At 70.4% G+C, this 15,149-nt stretch carries 16 protein-coding genes and 1 riboswitch; of the genes, 6 read left to right on the top strand and 10 right to left on the bottom strand.

The window, feature by feature from the left end; translation table 11 throughout:
* Nucleotides 1-92: 92 nt before the first annotated feature.
* Complete coding sequence (locus ACGFMM_RS09385) at nucleotides 93-965, bottom strand: GNAT family N-acetyltransferase (RefSeq protein ID WP_393644768.1); 873 nt, start codon at nucleotides 963-965, stop codon at nucleotides 93-95.
* A gap of 5 nt (nucleotides 966-970) precedes the next feature.
* The gene (locus tag ACGFMM_RS09380) at nucleotides 971-1,564 is read right to left on the bottom strand and encodes a DUF2269 domain-containing protein (protein ID WP_393644766.1); all 594 of its coding nucleotides are present in this window, start codon (nucleotides 1,562-1,564) and stop codon (nucleotides 971-973) included.
* 226 nt (nucleotides 1,565-1,790) lie between these two features.
* Here ACGFMM_RS09380 and ACGFMM_RS09375 point away from each other — a divergent pair, with 226 nt between their 5' ends.
* Nucleotides 1,791-2,942 (top strand): globin domain-containing protein, encoded by a 1,152-nt coding sequence (locus ACGFMM_RS09375; protein WP_393644764.1) that lies wholly within the window; start codon nucleotides 1,791-1,793, stop codon nucleotides 2,940-2,942.
* A gap of 16 nt (nucleotides 2,943-2,958) precedes the next feature.
* Here ACGFMM_RS09375 and ACGFMM_RS09370 read toward each other — a convergent pair whose 3' ends face one another.
* From ACGFMM_RS09370 to ACGFMM_RS09355, 4 genes are all read right to left on the bottom strand, one after another.
* Nucleotides 2,959-3,441 carry an NUDIX domain-containing protein gene (locus ACGFMM_RS09370; protein WP_393644762.1) on the bottom strand — a complete coding sequence of 161 codons (483 nt, stop codon included), beginning with the start codon at nucleotides 3,439-3,441 and terminating at the stop codon, nucleotides 2,959-2,961.
* A 44-nt stretch (nucleotides 3,442-3,485) separates the two neighbouring features.
* On the bottom strand, nucleotides 3,486-4,382 hold the full coding sequence (locus ACGFMM_RS09365; RefSeq protein ID WP_393644760.1) for a LysR family transcriptional regulator: 897 nt from the start codon (nucleotides 4,380-4,382) through the stop codon (nucleotides 3,486-3,488).
* A gap of 278 nt (nucleotides 4,383-4,660) precedes the next feature.
* Nucleotides 4,661-5,857, bottom strand: a complete 1,197-nt coding sequence (locus ACGFMM_RS09360) for a cystathionine gamma-lyase (protein ID WP_393644758.1) — start codon at nucleotides 5,855-5,857, stop codon at nucleotides 4,661-4,663.
* Nucleotides 5,858-5,862: 5 nt separating this feature from the next.
* On the bottom strand, nucleotides 5,863-6,243 hold the full coding sequence (locus tag ACGFMM_RS09355) for a phage holin family protein (RefSeq protein ID WP_393644756.1): 381 nt from the start codon (nucleotides 6,241-6,243) through the stop codon (nucleotides 5,863-5,865).
* Between the two features lie 54 nt (nucleotides 6,244-6,297).
* Between ACGFMM_RS09355 and ACGFMM_RS09350 the strand changes: the two genes are divergently transcribed.
* The 4 genes from ACGFMM_RS09350 to ACGFMM_RS09335 all read left to right on the top strand — a co-directional run bounded on the left by ACGFMM_RS09350 (nucleotide 6,298) and on the right by ACGFMM_RS09335 (nucleotide 8,635).
* The gene (locus ACGFMM_RS09350) at nucleotides 6,298-6,615 is read left to right on the top strand and encodes a cupin domain-containing protein (protein WP_393644754.1); all 318 of its coding nucleotides are present in this window, start codon (nucleotides 6,298-6,300) and stop codon (nucleotides 6,613-6,615) included.
* 186 nt (nucleotides 6,616-6,801) lie between these two features.
* On the top strand, nucleotides 6,802-7,020 hold the full coding sequence (locus ACGFMM_RS09345; protein ID WP_393644752.1) for a DUF5326 family protein: 219 nt from the start codon (nucleotides 6,802-6,804) through the stop codon (nucleotides 7,018-7,020).
* 249 nt (nucleotides 7,021-7,269) lie between these two features.
* Complete coding sequence (locus tag ACGFMM_RS09340; protein ID WP_393644750.1) at nucleotides 7,270-8,055, top strand: IclR family transcriptional regulator; 786 nt, start codon at nucleotides 7,270-7,272, stop codon at nucleotides 8,053-8,055.
* A gap of 145 nt (nucleotides 8,056-8,200) precedes the next feature.
* Nucleotides 8,201-8,635, top strand: coding sequence for an SsgA family sporulation/cell division regulator (locus tag ACGFMM_RS09335; protein ID WP_393644748.1), 435 nt, complete (start codon nucleotides 8,201-8,203; stop codon nucleotides 8,633-8,635).
* A gap of 7 nt (nucleotides 8,636-8,642) precedes the next feature.
* Here ACGFMM_RS09335 and ACGFMM_RS09330 read toward each other — a convergent pair whose 3' ends face one another.
* Nucleotides 8,643-9,998 (bottom strand): YibE/F family protein, encoded by a 1,356-nt coding sequence (locus ACGFMM_RS09330; protein WP_393644746.1) that lies wholly within the window; start codon nucleotides 9,996-9,998, stop codon nucleotides 8,643-8,645.
* A gap of 71 nt (nucleotides 9,999-10,069) precedes the next feature.
* A riboswitch (TPP riboswitch) is annotated at nucleotides 10,070-10,216 on the top strand.
* Here ACGFMM_RS09330 and thiC point away from each other — a divergent pair.
* Entirely contained in the window at nucleotides 10,209-12,005 is a 1,797-nt protein-coding gene (gene thiC, locus ACGFMM_RS09325) for a phosphomethylpyrimidine synthase ThiC (protein ID WP_393644744.1), read from the top strand. (Overlaps the previous riboswitch by 8 nt.)
* Before the next feature lie 75 nt (nucleotides 12,006-12,080).
* On the opposite strand, the gene ACGFMM_RS09320 is transcribed toward thiC, so the two are convergent.
* The 3 genes from ACGFMM_RS09320 to ACGFMM_RS09310 form a co-directional block, all read right to left on the bottom strand.
* Nucleotides 12,081-12,989 (bottom strand): hypothetical protein, encoded by a 909-nt coding sequence (locus ACGFMM_RS09320; RefSeq protein ID WP_393644742.1) that lies wholly within the window; start codon nucleotides 12,987-12,989, stop codon nucleotides 12,081-12,083.
* Nucleotides 12,990-13,137: 148 nt separating this feature from the next.
* Complete coding sequence (locus ACGFMM_RS09315) at nucleotides 13,138-14,445, bottom strand: metallophosphoesterase (RefSeq protein WP_393644740.1); 1,308 nt, start codon at nucleotides 14,443-14,445, stop codon at nucleotides 13,138-13,140.
* Between the two features lie 175 nt (nucleotides 14,446-14,620).
* Nucleotides 14,621-15,149 (bottom strand): substrate-binding domain-containing protein (locus ACGFMM_RS09310; protein WP_393644738.1); only part of this gene is annotated, 529 nt, incomplete at its 5' end.

The raw sequence follows: 15,149 nt of genomic DNA, 5'->3' as shown, positions 1-15,149 counted from the left end.
TCTCCCAGAGTAGACGAACCGCAATAGTCGGCGTCTGCAAGCATCGGGCCATGTGGTCGGAGCGCCTCGGTGCCCTGGCGGCGCCCGGGCCCTCAGCCCGCTGCGACCGTCAGCGGGGCGAACCGGCGGCTCCAGTCGCCGGGAAGCGCGGGGACGCCGCGCGTCATGACCGCGTTGAATGCGATGGAGCCCAGACCGTTCGCCTTGAGCCAGGCCAGCAGGGTCTCGTGGCGGACGTCGACGTCGGTGCGCAGCGGGCGGTCCGTGCCCTCGGCCAGGGCGGCGACCAGGGCCTGCGCGGAGGCCGTGTCGCGGGCGACGAGCGGACCGATCACATGGGTGTCCATGTTGGGCCAGGCGGCGGCGTAGCCGGTGATCTCGCCGTGCTCCTCCACCACCTCGAGCCGGTCGGCGAAGGCCGGCAGCCGGGTGATCATGTGCGTCCGGTCCCGGCCGAAGACCTCTCCGTCCAGGCGCAGGATCGCCGGCAGGTCCTCTGCCGTGGCCGGCCGGGTGGCGATCGCGGGGGCCGCCTCCGCGCCGGTGAAGCGGCCCTTGACCATCTCGGCGCGGCCGGTGACGGAGAAGCCGAGCTCCTCGTACAGAGGCTTTCCGTTCGGAGTGGCGTGCAGGGTGAGCGGGGTGTCGCCGGTCTCCGCCAGGACATGGCGCATCAGCCGGCGGCCGACGCCCCGGCGGGCGTAGCGCTCGGCGACCAGCACCATGCCGATGGCCGCGAGTCCGGGGCCGTACGAGGTGAGCACGCAGGCCGTGACGAGCCCCTTGCCCTCCGGGTCGTCGATGCCGTAGCCGGTGCCCCCGGCCAGCAGCAGGCTCCACTTGTGTTCCTCACGCGGCCAGCCGCGGTCCTCGGAGAGATCGGCGCACAGAGTCAGGTCGTCGAGGTCGAGACGCCTGATGGGGAGTTCGTCGAGGGAGGCGTGCGGGGGGAGCGGAGTCGGCATGGAGGTCAGGCTGACGGACTCGGTGATCGTCCGTCCACTGCTTTACCTGAGCGCCCGTCCACCGCCCCACCGGAACGCCCGTCCACGGCCTTGCCGGAACCGTCCGAACGGGCCGAACGGGCCGAGAGCCGCAGCCGCCGGCCCCGGCGCGTCAGCCCCCAGGGCTTCAGTACGGAGACGGCCGTCATGAACAGGTACGCCGACGTGGACACGCTCGGCGCGGCGACCAGGCTGATGTCCGGGACCCCGGCGGCGGCCGCATGGGCGATCTCCGGACGCAGCGCGAACACGGTCGCTGCCGCGGTGCCCAGCGTGATCCAGAACTTGATCCAGACCCAGCGGTGCCGAGCGAGCCCCCACGGTGTGCCCAGCGAGAGCAGCACCCCGCTGCCGAAGGCCGTGAGGGCGACGGGGACGAGGAGCCAGTCGGCGAAGACCTTCATGGCCCGGTACGCGGCCTCCGTCAGCGACGGGTCCGCCGTCGCGTACGCGGTGATGCCGAGCGCCAGCAGTCCCACGGAGAGGCCGAGCCAGCTCACGGAGACGGCGACATGGACGACGAGAAGTGCCCGCCGGACGGGCCGCTGGAGTGGTTTCACGTGAAACACCGTGCCGTCGGCACCCGTCGCCCCGCGTCTGACAGCCGGAGTAACCCCGCGTACGAGCCGAGGAGTACGAGCCACGGGGTACGAGCCGGGGAGTATGAGGCCGTTGCCTTCTCCGGCGACGGGGTGAAAGGGCGCAGCCTAGTCCGATCCGAGGAGGAAATGGGCGGGAATTCCACTCTCTGTCCCAACCCGCTACAGGAACTGCCATGCTGCGCCCATGACCGAGACCGCGGAGCCGCGGATACCTCCTGCGTCCGCACAGGATCCCTCACCCGACGCACTCCTCGTCCGGCGGACGCTCGCCGAGATCGCCCCCGTCGCCGACAAGGTCACCGGGTACTTCTACGCCCTGCTGTTCATCCACCACCCGGAACTGCGCGGCCTGTTCCCTGCCGCGATGGACACCCAGCGGGACCGTCTCCTCAAGGCCCTGCTCACCGCCGCCGAGCACATGGACGACCCCGACGTGCTCGGTCCCTACCTCAAGAACCTGGGCCGCGGCCACCGCAAGTACGGGACCGCGGCCGGTCACTATCCGGCGGTCGGCGAGGCGCTGATCGGGGCGCTGGTCCGGTACGCCTCCACCTGGGACCAGGAGACCCAGGCCGCCTGGGTCCGCACGTACACGACGATCTCGCAGATCATGATCGACGCGGCGGCCGAGGACGAGACGCAGCGGCCGCCCTGGTGGCACGCCGAGGTCGTCTCGCACGATCTGCGCACCCCCGACATCGCCGTGGTCACCCTGCGCCCGGACCAGCCGTACCCGTTCCTCGCCGGCCAGTACACAATGCTGGAGACTCCCTGGTGGCCCCGGGTCTGGCGGCACTACTCCTTCGCCTCAGCGCCCCGCCCCGACGGGCTGCTCTCCCTGCATGTGAAGGCCGTCCCGGCCGGCTGGGTCTCCAGCGCCCTGGTCCACCGTGCCCGCCCCGGCGACGTGCTGCGGCTCGGGCCGCCGGCCGGCTCGATGACCGTCGACCACTCGACCCACAACGGGCTGCTCTGTCTCGGCGGAGGCACCGGCATCGCGCCCATCAAGGCGCTCGTCGAGGACGTAGCGGAACACGGCGACCGCCGCCCCGTCGAGGTGTTCTACGGGGCGCGCAGCGATCAGGACCTGTACGACATCGACACGATGCTGCGGCTCCAGAAGACCTTCCCCTGGCTCAACGTCCGCCCGGTCACCGAGCAGCAGGGCCGTCTGCCCGAGGCCGTTTGCCGGTACGGCCCCTGGGCCGAGTACGACGCCTACCTCTCCGGACCGCTCGCCATGATCCGCAGCGGCGTCGACGTCCTGCCCGGCGTGGGCATCCCGGCGGACCGCATCCGCCACGACTTCCCCGCGGAACTGGCCGGCACGCCCTGACACCGGCCGGCGGGGCTCAGCCCAGGTCGGGTGCGTGCATCGCGCGGACCCCCTCGATATTGCCGTCCAGATAGTGCCGCAGTGAGAGCGGCACCAGGTGGACCGCGGCGATGCCGACGCGGCTGAACGGCACCCGGACGATCTCGTACTCGCCCACCGGCTCGTCGACTTCGGGGCCGTGCCGCTGTGTCGGGTCCATCGACTCGAGGCGGCAGACGAAGAAATGCTGCACCTTCACGCCGGAGACGCCGCCGTCGGAGCCGATGTGCTCGATCGTGTCGACGAAGCAGGGCACCACGTCCGTGATCTTCGCGCCGAGTTCTTCGTCCACCTCGCGGTGGAGGGCCTCGACGACGGTGGAGTCGGAGGGCTCCACGCCGCCGCCGGGCGTGAGCCAGTAGGGATCGATCCCCGGCTTGGTGCGCTTGATGAGGATCAGATCGTTTCCGTCGAGCAGGATGGCGCGTGCGGTGCGCTTGACCACGGGTCGTTCGGTCATGTGAGGAAAATGGCCCGGCGCCGCCCTCCTGAAACGCCCGGGGCTCACCAGTCCCCGGCTGCCCGCAGCAGACACTCGTGGGCCCGCGCGATGTGCGGCAGGGCCAGCGTCCCCGTCCGCACCACGAGGAAGTACGTCCGCAGCGGCGGGACCGGCGGATCCAGCAGCGCCACCAGCTCGCCCGTCTCCAGGGCGTCCCGGCACAGATACCGCGGCAGCACCGCCAGTCCCGCCCCGGCCGCCGCGGACCGCAGCACGGCGCGCAGATCCGGGACGATCACCGCGGCGGAGGCGGCCGGCTTGCTCTCGAAGACGGCCGACCAGTAACGGGCCACGAACGGCAGCGACTCGTGCACCTCCACCACCGGGAGCTGTTCCAGGACCACCGCGCCCTCGTGCAGCGGCACCTCGGGCCCCAGCCGGGCGGCCCAGCGCGGTGCGGCGACCAGGACGTGTTCCTCGTCGCAGAGCGGCGTCGCGGCGAGCAGCCCGCCGCGCGGCCGGGCCGTGGCGACGGCGAGGTCGTGATGCCCGGCGGCCAGCCCTTCGAGGGTCTCCTCCGTGTTGCCGAGCAGCGAGGTACGGATGGTCAGGCCCTGCGAGACCAGCGGGGTGAGCGCGGGCAGGGCGCGCGCCGAGACGAACTCCGGCGGCCCTGCGAGTTGCAGGGTGCGCGCCCCGCTCTCCTCGTCGAGCCCGGTCTCCACGATCTCCACGAGCGCGTCCAGATGCGGGGCGGCCCGGTGGGCGAGCTCGTCGCCGATGGTCGTGGGGGTGACGCCGCGGGCCTGGCGCAGGAACAGCGGCCGGCCCAGCTGCCGCTCCAGCGTGCGGATCTGACTGGTGACGGCCGGCTGGGAGAGGCCGAGGAGGGCTGCGGCGCGGGTGAAGGAGCCGGCCCGGTGCACCGTGACGAACGTGCGCAGCAGGGCGAGATCCATGTCCGCCCCTCTCCGGCCGTCGCCTGACCGTCCAACTATAAATAAGTCGATAGGTCTCTGTCGCTACCGTGATTGGACACTGACGCAGAGTCAACTAGCCTTGTACGCGCGGGTTCTCCGCGCGTGGAGCCGGGTGCTCCGAGCCACGAGGGGGGAGGCTCGGAGCACCCAGTTCCGGCATGTCCCAGCCGGAACGGGCTCCGAACGGGCTCCGAACGGGCCCCGAACGGGCCCCGAACGGGCCCCGAACAGGTCCGGAACGGGTCACGGCCGACGCCTCAGCCGACGGCCTTGTCGAGCGCGCGCAGCACGTCCTCGATCAGATCCTCCGGATCCTCCGCGCCCACCGAGAAGCGGACGAAGCCCTCCGGCACCGCGTCGCCGCCCCACCGACCGCGCCGCTCCGCCGTGGACCGCACCCCGCCGAAGCTGGTCGCGTCGTCCACCAGCCGCAGCCCGTCCAGGAACCGCTCGGCCCACTCCTTGTCCGGCAGCACGAACGACACCACCGGCCCGAACCGCCGCATCTGCGTCGCCGCCAGCGCGTGCGAGGGGTCCCCCGGCAGCCCCGGATACCGCAGTCCGCTGACCTCCGACCGCCCCGCGAGCGTCTGCGCGAGCGTCAGCGCGGTCGCGCACTGCCGGTCGATCCGCAGCCGCAGCGTCGCCAGCGAACGGTGCGCCAGCCAGGCCTCCATGGGCCCCGGGATCGCCCCGACGATCTTGCGCCAGCGCCGTACCTGCGCCGCCAGTCCGGGATCGCGGCAGGTCACATGCCCGAGCAGGATGTCGCCGTGGCCGGTCATGCCCTTGGTGTCGCTGGCCACCGAGAAGTCCGCGCCCAGCTCCAGCGGCCGCTGGCCCAGCGGGGTGGCCAGCGTGTTGTCGACGGCCACGAGCGCCCCGCCCTCGTGGGCCGCGCGCACCAGTCGCCGTACGTCGCACACGTCCAGCCCTGGGTTCGAGGGCGTCTCGATCCACAGCAGCCGCGCCCCGTCCAGGACCTCCAGCTGGGCGTCGCCGCCGGTGGGCGCGGTGCGGACCTCGATCCCGTACGCCGTCATCTGCTCGCGCAGCAGGGGCAGGGCCTGGTAGCCGTCGCTCGGCAGCACCGCGATGTCGCCGGACTTCAGCTGGGACAGCAGCACGGCAGAGATGGCGGCCATGCCGGAGGCGAAGACGATCGTCTCGACGCTCTCCCCCGGCGCCTCGAGCTCGCCGATCGCCCGCTCCAGATGGGTCCAGGTCGGGTTCTCGTCGCGGCCGTACGTGTACGGGCCGGTCGGCTCGCCGGGCAGGTGGAAGTGGGCGGCGAAGACCGGACCGGGCAGGGTCGGCTCGTACTTCACCGGCTCCGGCAGCCCGGCCCGCACCGCCCGCGTCCCCTCGCCGTATCCGGCCGGCGCCTCGGACTCGGACCGTGCCTCGGATTCAGCCTGCGCCTCGGATCCGGCCCCGTCGCGGTTTCCCTCCATGCGGCTCAGTCCTTGCCGTCGGGGAGCACCACGTTCAGCGCCCACGACACGACCGAAATGATCAGGCCACCGAGCACGGCGGTCCAGAAGCCCTCGACATGGAAGGACAGGTCCAGCTGGTCCGCCAACCACGAGGTCAGCAGCAGCATCAGGGCGTTGATCACGAGAGTGATCAGGCCCAGGGTCAGCAGGAACAGCGGCAGCGAGAGCAGGCTCACGAGCGGCTTCACCAGGAAGTTGACCAGGCCGAACACCAGGGCGACGAGGAGCAGGGTGCCTATCTTCCGGCCGGTGCTCGATCCCGTCAGGGTGATGTCGTGGAGCAGCCAGGTCGCGACGGCGAGGGCGCCCGCGTTCGCGAGCGTCTTGACTACGAAATTCTTCATGTGTCTGATCGTGGCAGACACGATCGCGCCAAGGCAGGGGTGGACGGACGAACGATGAAGGCATTCCGAATGGACGAGCTGGAGGCGGAGCGCCGCGCCAACGACGGCGCGTACCTCCAGTTCCTTCGTGAGCGGAACATGTCCGCCGGGCTCTACGCGCTGGACGCGGGCGAGCTCGATCCGCAGAGCCCGCACACCGAGGACGAGATCTACTTCGTCGTCAGCGGACGCGCCTCGATCACGGTGGGGTCGGAGACCACGCAGGTGGGGCGGGGCAGTGTCGTCTATGTGCCGGCCGGTGTGCCGCACAAGTTCCACCACATCACCGAGGACCTGCGGGTCATGGTGGTGTTCTCGCCACCGGAGAGCTGACCCGAGTCGGACCGAGTCGAGCCGGACTCGGGCCGGCCGGCCCGACTCGGACCGACCCGAGTCCCAGGGTTCCCTAGGGGTCGGATCAGGGGAGAGCAAGGGCCGCGAGGCCCCCGCCGCACCCCTGGTCGCCCCTAGCATCGGTGGTGTTCGGTGCGAGAGGACTCATGGAGAGGAGCAAGAACCATGGCGGTTCGGGAGATTCTCGCGGGGATGCCCTGGTGGGTGAAGTGGGTCGCGATACCCGTCATCGCCCTGTTCGTCTTCGGCGGTCTGATTACGAGCGTCGTCGGATTCCTGGTCGGCCTGCTGTTCAAGGTGCTGCTTTTCGTGGCCCTGGTCGGCGGACTGGTCTTCGTCGTCCGTAAGTTCATGACGTCCTCGACGTCCAAGAGCGACTGGTAGCACAAGCTACTGATCGGTATGGCCTCCTGGCCGGGTATTAGCCCGGCCGGGGGATAAGCCCCGGGTGAAACCCCTGCACCCCAGGGGCTGCCATTAGAGTGGAAAACCGCTGCCGCCCTGGGAATTGAGGCGTTGTCGAACCCCCTGGCCCGTGGATTCAACGTCCGGTCCGTGGAGTGCGGCAGGTGAGCGGGGGAGGCCCCCGCGGACGGGTGCGCCCACCCGTCGACACGCCCTGGGGGTGACCTTGTGGCCACGGCTTTCGCTCCGCAGACGGCCGCGCCGAGCGCGCCGACCCTGATCGGCTCGGTGCAGCGGGCGTTGAGGCTCCTGGAGGCCGTGGGCTCCCACGAGGACGGGGCCCCCGCCAAACAGCTCGCCAGGGAGGCCGGTCTGGCCCTCCCCACCACGTACCACCTGCTCCGTACGCTGACGTACGAGGGCTATCTGCGGCGCGAGAAGGGCGTGTTCGTCCTCGGCGACGCGGCCGGCCGGCTGGCCGGCGGGGGAGCCGTGCAGAATCGTCGCAGCAAGATCGAGGATTCGCTGGCCTTCTGGCGCGACTCGATCGGCGTCCCGGTGTACTTCGCGATCTACCGCGAGGGCGAGATCGAACTCGTCGCCGTCGCCGACACGCCCGCCGTCCCCGCCGTCGACGAATGGGCGGACTTCCGCGAAACCGGACACGCACATGCGATCGGCCAGTGCCTGCTCAGTCAACTGGACGAGAAAAGCCGTCAAGACCATCTCGACCGGCATCCGGTCGAAGCACTCACTCCGTACACGGTGCGTAACCGACGGGCGCTTTTGGAGCGTTTGGGCGATATGGGGCGAATGGAGCCCGCAATCGAACGTCAGGAATATGCACTCGGCACGGTCTGTGCCGCGATCCCCATCACCGTGGGGTCAACTGCGGCCGCCATGGCCATTTCCCTCCCCCTCCACCAGGCAAATCGGTTGCTCCCCGCAGTCGAACAACTACGGAATGAGATCGGAAGGCTCTTGAGTTCTCTCGCGTTCTCTATCAGTATCTGAAAAATCACTCCTTGTGATCTCCAAACGCTTGGACCACGATGGCGTCAAGAGGGCCATGGGGGATCGTTCCTGGCCGTTTTCGCCACAGGTCACTGCTTTCCACAGCTGTCTTGTCAGAACTGCTTCATCTACTGCGGGGTACACGATGCGCGAGTCGGTGCAGGCCGAGGTCCTGATGAGCTTCCTCGTCTCCGAGGAGCTCTCCTTCCGGATCCCGGTGGAGCTGCGGTACGAGACCAGGGATCCCTACGCGGTGCGGATGACCTTCCACCTGCCCGGCGACGCGCCTGTGACCTGGGCGTTCGGCCGTGAGCTGCTGCTCGACGGGATCAACAGGCCGAGCGGTGACGGCGACGTCCACATCGCGCCCACCGAGCCGGAGGACCTCTCGGACGTCTCCATCCGGCTCCAGGTGGGCACCGATCGGGCCCTGTTCCGGGCCAGCGCCCCGCCGCTGGTCGCCTTCCTGGACCGTACGGACAAGCTGGTCCCGCTCGGCCAGGAGCGCACCCTCGGGGACTTCGAGGACTCCCTGGAGGCGGCGCTCGGCAAGATCCTCGCCGAGGAGAACGCCGGCTGACGGTCCGCTACTTCGCGCGTCGGCGCCGTCCGCCCCGAGCCGGCCGGCGCTTCGCGGGCTCTCCCGCTCCGTCCCCCGGCCGGTCGGCCGAGACGACCAGCGCCGCCAGTGCCGTCGTGACCGGCACCGAGGCGACCAGTCCGATCGAGCCGACCAGCGTCCGGACGATCTCCTGCGCGACCAACTCGCTGTTGGCCACGTTCCCCACGCTGCTCTGCGCGATCGAGAACAGCAGCAGCAGGGGCAGCGCAGCGCCCGCGTAGGCGAGGACGAGCGTGTTGACCACGGACGCGATGTGGTCCCGGCCGATCCGGATGCCCGCCCGGTACAGCGCGCGCGGCCCCATCCGCGGATCCGCCTGGTGCAGCTCCCAGACCGCGGAGGTCTGGGTCACCGTCACATCGTCGAGCACGCCCAGCGAGCCGATGATGATGCCCGCGAGCAGCAGGCCGGACATGTCGATCTCCGGGTAGAGGCCGTGGATCAGACCGGTGTAGTCGTCGGTGTTCCCCGACAGCGCCGCCCAGCCGACGAACACCGAGCCGAGCAGGCCGATCAGCAGCAGCGAGATCAGCGTGCCGAGGACCGCCACCGAGGTCCGGGCCGACAGGCCGTGGCACAGGTAGAGCGCGATCAGCATGATGGCGCTCGACCCGACCACCGCCACCACCAGCGGGTTCGAGCCCTGCAGGATCGCCGGCAGGATGAAGAAGGTCAGGACGACGAAACTCGCCGCGAGCGAGATCAGCGCCATCACGCCGCGCATCCGTCCCACGGCCACCACCGCGAGCGCGAAGATCAGCGCGAGCACCGTGAGCGGAACCTTCCGGTTCACGTCGGCCACGGAGTACTGCAGATCGCGCGGGGCGTCCGGGGCGTACGCGACCACCACGCCCTGGCCCTCGTGGAGTTGGCGGGGCGCGTCCGGCTGCACGATCTCGGTGAACGTACGGCCCTTCTGCGGGCCCGTGGTGACCTCGACGGTCGCCTTGGTGCACTCCCCCTGCTGGGCGTTCACGGCCTCGCGGCCCTGCGGGGTCGAGGTGTCGCCGGTGGGCGGGACCTGGGCGGCGTTGACGTCCTTGCAGTCGATCTTCTCGGCCGAGACGACCTTGCCCTGCTCGGTCTGCCGGTCGAAGCCCACGCCGGTGCGCTCGTGCGCGGGCGCACCGCCCGGCCAGAGCACCACCAGCCCGACCACGACGGCGGTGGCGAACGGGATCAGCACCGCGGCGATGACCTTGCGCAGATGGCGGGAGACAGGCGTTGCCGGCCCGTGACTGTGGGTGTGGGCATGGCCGTGTCCGTGGCCGCCGTCCTGCCCTTGGTCGTCCGGTTCGGGGTTCCGCTGCGTGGAAGTCACCGACCGATCATCGCAAGAACGAGGGGGGCCCTCTGTTCAGCACGCCAGGGGAAACGCTAGCGTGGTGACACCTTTGCACACGCGGGAGCTCGGAGCACCGGGCTGAGAGGGCGCTGATCACCGTACGCGCGTACCGATGTACGTACGGGAGGAGGCTGCGCCGACCGCCGAACCTGTTACCGGGTAATGCCGGCGTAGGGAGTAGGTCTCATGACCATTCAGGATGCACGCACGCCTGCCGCCGATCAGGCCGCTGACCAGGCCTCCGACCAGGCCGAGCGGAAGCCGGGCTGGCACAAGGGGTACGTCGAGGGCTCCCGCCCCGACCTCCGGGTGCCGGTTCGGCAGGTGCACCTCACCAACGGCAAGGACGTGACGCTGTACGACACGTCCGGTCCGTACACCGACCCCGGCGTGGAGACCGACGTCCGGCGCGGCCTGCCGCCGCTCCGCGAGAACTGGATCATCGGCCGCGGCGACACCGAGGAGTACGCGGGCCGTCCCGTCCGTCCCGAGGACGACGGCATCAAGCACACCTCGCCGCGCGGCGGTCTGAAGAACCTCGACGCGGTCTTCCCCGGCCGTCCCCGGCTGCCCCGCCGGGGCCGCGACGGCCAGGCGGTGACGCAGCTCGCGTACGCCCGCCGGGGCGAGATCACCCCGGAGATGGAGTACGTCGCGATCCGCGAGAACGTTTCTCCCGAGGTCGTCCGCGAGGAGATCGCCGCCGGGCGGGCGGTGCTGCCGGCGAACGTGAACCACCCGGAGATCGAGCCGATGATCATCGGCAAGCGGTTCCTGGTGAAGGTCAACGCCAACATCGGCAACTCCGCCGTCACCTCCTCCATCGAGGAGGAGGTGGAGAAGATGACCTGGGCCACCAAGTGGGGCGCGGACACGGTGATGGACCTTTCCACCGGCCGCAACATCCACACCACCCGTGAGTGGGTCCTTCGCAACTCCCCCGTGCCGATCGGCACCGTGCCGCTCTACCAGGCCCTGGAGAAGGTCGATGGCAAGGCCGAGGAACTGACCTGGGAGATCTACAAGGACACGGTCATCGAGCAGGCCGAGCAGGGCGTCGACTACATGACGGTCCACGCCGGCGTGCTGCTGCCGTACGTGCCGCTGACCGCCCGCCGCAAGACCGGCATCGTCTCCCGCGGCGGCTCGATCATGGCCGCCTGGTGCCTCGCGCACCACAAGGAGAACTTCCTCTACACGAACTTCGAGGAGCTCTGCGAGATCCTCGCGACGTACGACGTGACGTACTCGCTCGGCGACGGCCTGCGGCCCGGCTCGATCGCGGACGCCAACGACGCGGCGCAGTTCGCCGAGCTGAAGACGCTGGGCGAGCTGAACACCATCGCCAAGCGGCACAACGTGCAGACCATGATCGAGGGCCCGGGCCACGTCCCGATGCACAAGATCAAGGAGAACATCGACCTCCAGCAGGAGATCTGCGAAGAGGCGCCGTTCTACACGCTCGGCCCGCTGACCACGGACGTCGCGCCCGCGTACGACCACATCACCTCCGGCATCGGCGCGGCGATGATCGCCTGGTGGGGCACCGCGATGCTCTGCTACGTCACGCCCAAGGAGCACCTGGGCCTGCCGAACAAGGACGACGTGAAGACCGGCGTGATCACGTACAAGATCGCGGCGCACGCGGCGGACCTGGCGAAGGGCCACCCGGGGGCGCAGGAGTGGGACGACGCGCTGTCGGACGCCCGCTTCGAGTTCCGCTGGGAGGACCAGTTCAACCTCGCCATGGACCCGGACACGGCCCGTGAGTTCCACGACGAGACGCTTCCGGCGGAGCCGGCGAAGACGGCGCACTTCTGCTCGATGTGCGGCCCGAAGTTCTGCTCGATGAAGATCTCGCAGGACATCCGCCGCGAGCACGGCGGCGATCTGAAGGCCGACGAGATCGAGGCGGGCATGGCGGAGAAGTCCGCCGAGTTCGCCGCTTCCGGGAACCGGGTCTACCTGCCGATGGCGGAGTAGCCCGGACCGGGACGGAACGGGACGGCCGGCGACACCTCGGGGGAGTCGCCGGCCGTTCCTTCTGTCGGGCTCAGCTCAGTTGCGCGGAGCGTCGGGCTCGTCGTCCGAGTCCGCATCCGAATCCACGTCCGAGTCCGCGTCCGGGTTTGATTCCGGTGCCGTGCTGAAGTCCGGGGCCGTGAAGTCGGGGCTGGTGAAGTCCGGGCTGGTGAAGGACGGACGGACCTCGGACTTGCCCTCGTCGGGGCTGGTGAAGTCCGGACCGCTGTAGCCGACCTTCGGGTAGCGGTGCTGCGGATGCGGCGGACCGGAGGAGGCCGGGCCGGCGCTCGGGTCGGCCAGGGCGTCGCGCAGGAACGGGATGATGCCGCGTTCCAGAAGGGCGTGCCGCCACGCCTCCCGGGCCCGTGACACCTCGTCGGGCAGCTCACCGCCCGGTTCCTGCGCCGGGACCTCGGTGGCGCTGTTGCGCAGGGCCGTCAGGAGCAGCCCGATCGCCGCGCACAGCAGGCCGAAGGCGGTGACCGCCGTGAAGAACCAGCCCGCGGTGATCAGCGCCCCGGCGAAGTCCGGCGCGGCGCCGACCGCCTGGAGCACCGAGCCGAACAGCAGGAAGATCACCGCCGCGAGCCCGGCGAGGATCGGCGCCAGGACGGTGACGACGGCCGCGAAGCCCGCGCCCGGGCCGCTCAGCTCCTCGTCGTCGTCGCCCCGGGACAGGACGGCGTCCATCACGCTCGGCCGGGCCGGCGGCGAGCGGAAGTCCTGGCGGACCTTCACGAAGTGCTCGTACTCGGCCGTCGCCGCCGTGGCGATGAGGGCCGTCGCGTTCAACGCCATCGTGCGCAGCTGCTCGGCGTTGAGCCGCTTCCCGATCTCGGCGAGATCCGGACGTTCGTGCGCGGTGCGCAGTGCGTCGTCGAGGATCCGCTCGAACTCGGCGCGGTCCTCGGTCAGCAGGTGTGGAGCCACATTCATGTGCATCCCCCGATGCTCCGAAGGCCGGATCACCCGCGGAGCACGGGCGGTTGGGCACAAACGGAGGAGAGCCTGCTACGGATAGGCAGATGGTAGAGCCGGGACGGCACGCGGTGACAGGGGGTTTCCGTAAATCGCCTTCCCGGCCCCGGGCTCAGTCATGCAGCGGGAGCCGCTGCACCAACAGCTTTCCGGCCATGGTCACGCCGCCGTCCATGGCGATCGCGAGCCCGTCCGCGTACACGTGCGGCCCCTCGACCACCGGACCGGAGCCGTCCTCGCCGTCCCCGTTCTCGCCGCCGACCTGGCCGAGGAGGTACGGGATGGGGCTGTGCCCGTGGACGATGCGGGTGCCGCCGTAGGTGGCGAGGAGCTCCCGTACGGCCTGGGGGCCGGCCTCGTCGCGGAAGGCGAAGCGCTTGGTGAACTTGCGGAACAGGTCCCAGCACTCGTCCGCGTCGTTGCGGTTGAGGGCTTCGTGGACGGTGTCGTTGACGTCCTCGATGGTGTCGCCGTACTCGAGGTACGCGGTGGTGTCGGAGTGCAGCAGGAGGTGTCCGTCCTCCTGCGCCACGGCGTCGAGCCGGGACATCCACTGCAGGTGGACGTCCTGGAGGCGGTCCATGTCGTGCTTCTGTCCGCCGTTGAGCAGCCAGGCCGCCTGGAAGGTGGCGGTGCCGGCCCCGGAGTTGACGGGGGTGTCGCCGAAGCGCTTCGCGCCGATGAGCAGCAGCTCGTGGTTGCCCATGAGGGCCTTGCAGTAGCCGCCGGCCGCGGCGGCCTCGGCGGACAGCCGCATGACGAGGTCGATGACGCCGATGCCGTCGGGGCCGCGGTCGGTGAAGTCGCCGAGGAACCACAGGCGGGCGTTGCCGGCGGACCAGTGGCCCTCGGAGTCGATCAGGCCCTGTTCGTGCAGGGCGACCAGGAGTTCGTCGAGGTAGCCGTGCACGTCGCCGACCACGTAGAGCGGGCCGGGGCCGTCGGGCCGGGGCGCGGGGGCGGGCTCGGCGGCCGGTTCGACGCGGACCTGGAGGGTGTCGCCCCGGTTGATCACCGGGAGGTCGCGCGCGGTGGGGGTGTAGCCGTCGGGGAACTCGTCCGCGGGGACGGCGTTGCCGGGGTGCCCCGAGCCGGCGGGCTCGGCCTGCGGCGCGTCGGGCGGCGAGGCCGTGCCCTGGGAGGGGGCGGCCGGCGCGGGCGCGGCGGGCGGGACCGTGGTCGGCGGGACCGTGGTCTGCGCGGGTACTGCCTGCGCGGATGTGGCCGGGGTGGCCGGGGTGGCCGCAGCGACCGGGGTGGCCGAAGAGCCCTCCACCGGCGGGATTTCCGTGGCGTACGGGTTTCCGGCGACCGGCGAGGCGGAATGGCCCTGCACCGGCACCCGTGCATAAGGCGGCACACGGAAATCACGCAATGTGGCCGTCCGCACCACGGGTTCCTGACCGGCCCCCTGAGTCATCGACCCCTCCACCACCGTCGCGACCGCCCTGCACATCGCGGACCGACCTGGTCGGGGTGGTCCGCGATGTCGTGCGCCCATCATAGGAATGACGCTCCCTCTGTGTGACGCACCAGGGGTGGTGAATCGGGGTCCACTCCCGGTTCACCGGTTGTTTCGCCCCAATTGGGAAGGTCTAGTCCTGCGCGGGCGACCGGGGCGGGCTGACCGTCGTCCGGGGCGAGCGCCTTTGCGACGACGTCCGGACGATCAGCTCCGTCGGTATCACCTGCTCCACCGGTCCGTCCGTGTCGATGCCTTCGATGGCGTCGATGAGGAGTTGGACGACGGCGGTGCCGATGCGTCGGGGTTTGAGGGAGAGGGTGGTGATGGGGGGTTCGGTGGTGGCGTAGACGGTGGATTCGCTGCAGCAGACGAGGAGGAGGTCGTCGGGGACGCGTAGTCCGTAGCGTCGTGCTGCGGCGAGGAGGTCGGTGCCGTTGGGGTCGAAGAGTCCGTAGACGGCGTCGGGTCGGTCGGGTCGGGCGAGGAGGCGGTCGGCGGCGACGGCGCCGGCGCAGGGGTCGTGGGCGGGGTAGGCCTCGTAGACGGGGTCTTGTCCGACGCGGTGGCACCAGTGGAGGTAGGCCTGGGTGGAGAGTCGGGTGTAGGTGTCGGTGGTGGTGCCGGTGAGGAGGCCGATGCGGCGGGCGCCGGCGTCGGCG

Source organism: Streptomyces sp. NPDC048604 (genome assembly GCF_043199435.1).
Lineage (GTDB): Bacteria > Actinomycetota > Actinomycetes > Streptomycetales > Streptomycetaceae > Streptomyces.
Note: the sequence above shows the minus strand (reverse complement) of the source record. Positions and strands in the feature narration are given on the sequence as shown.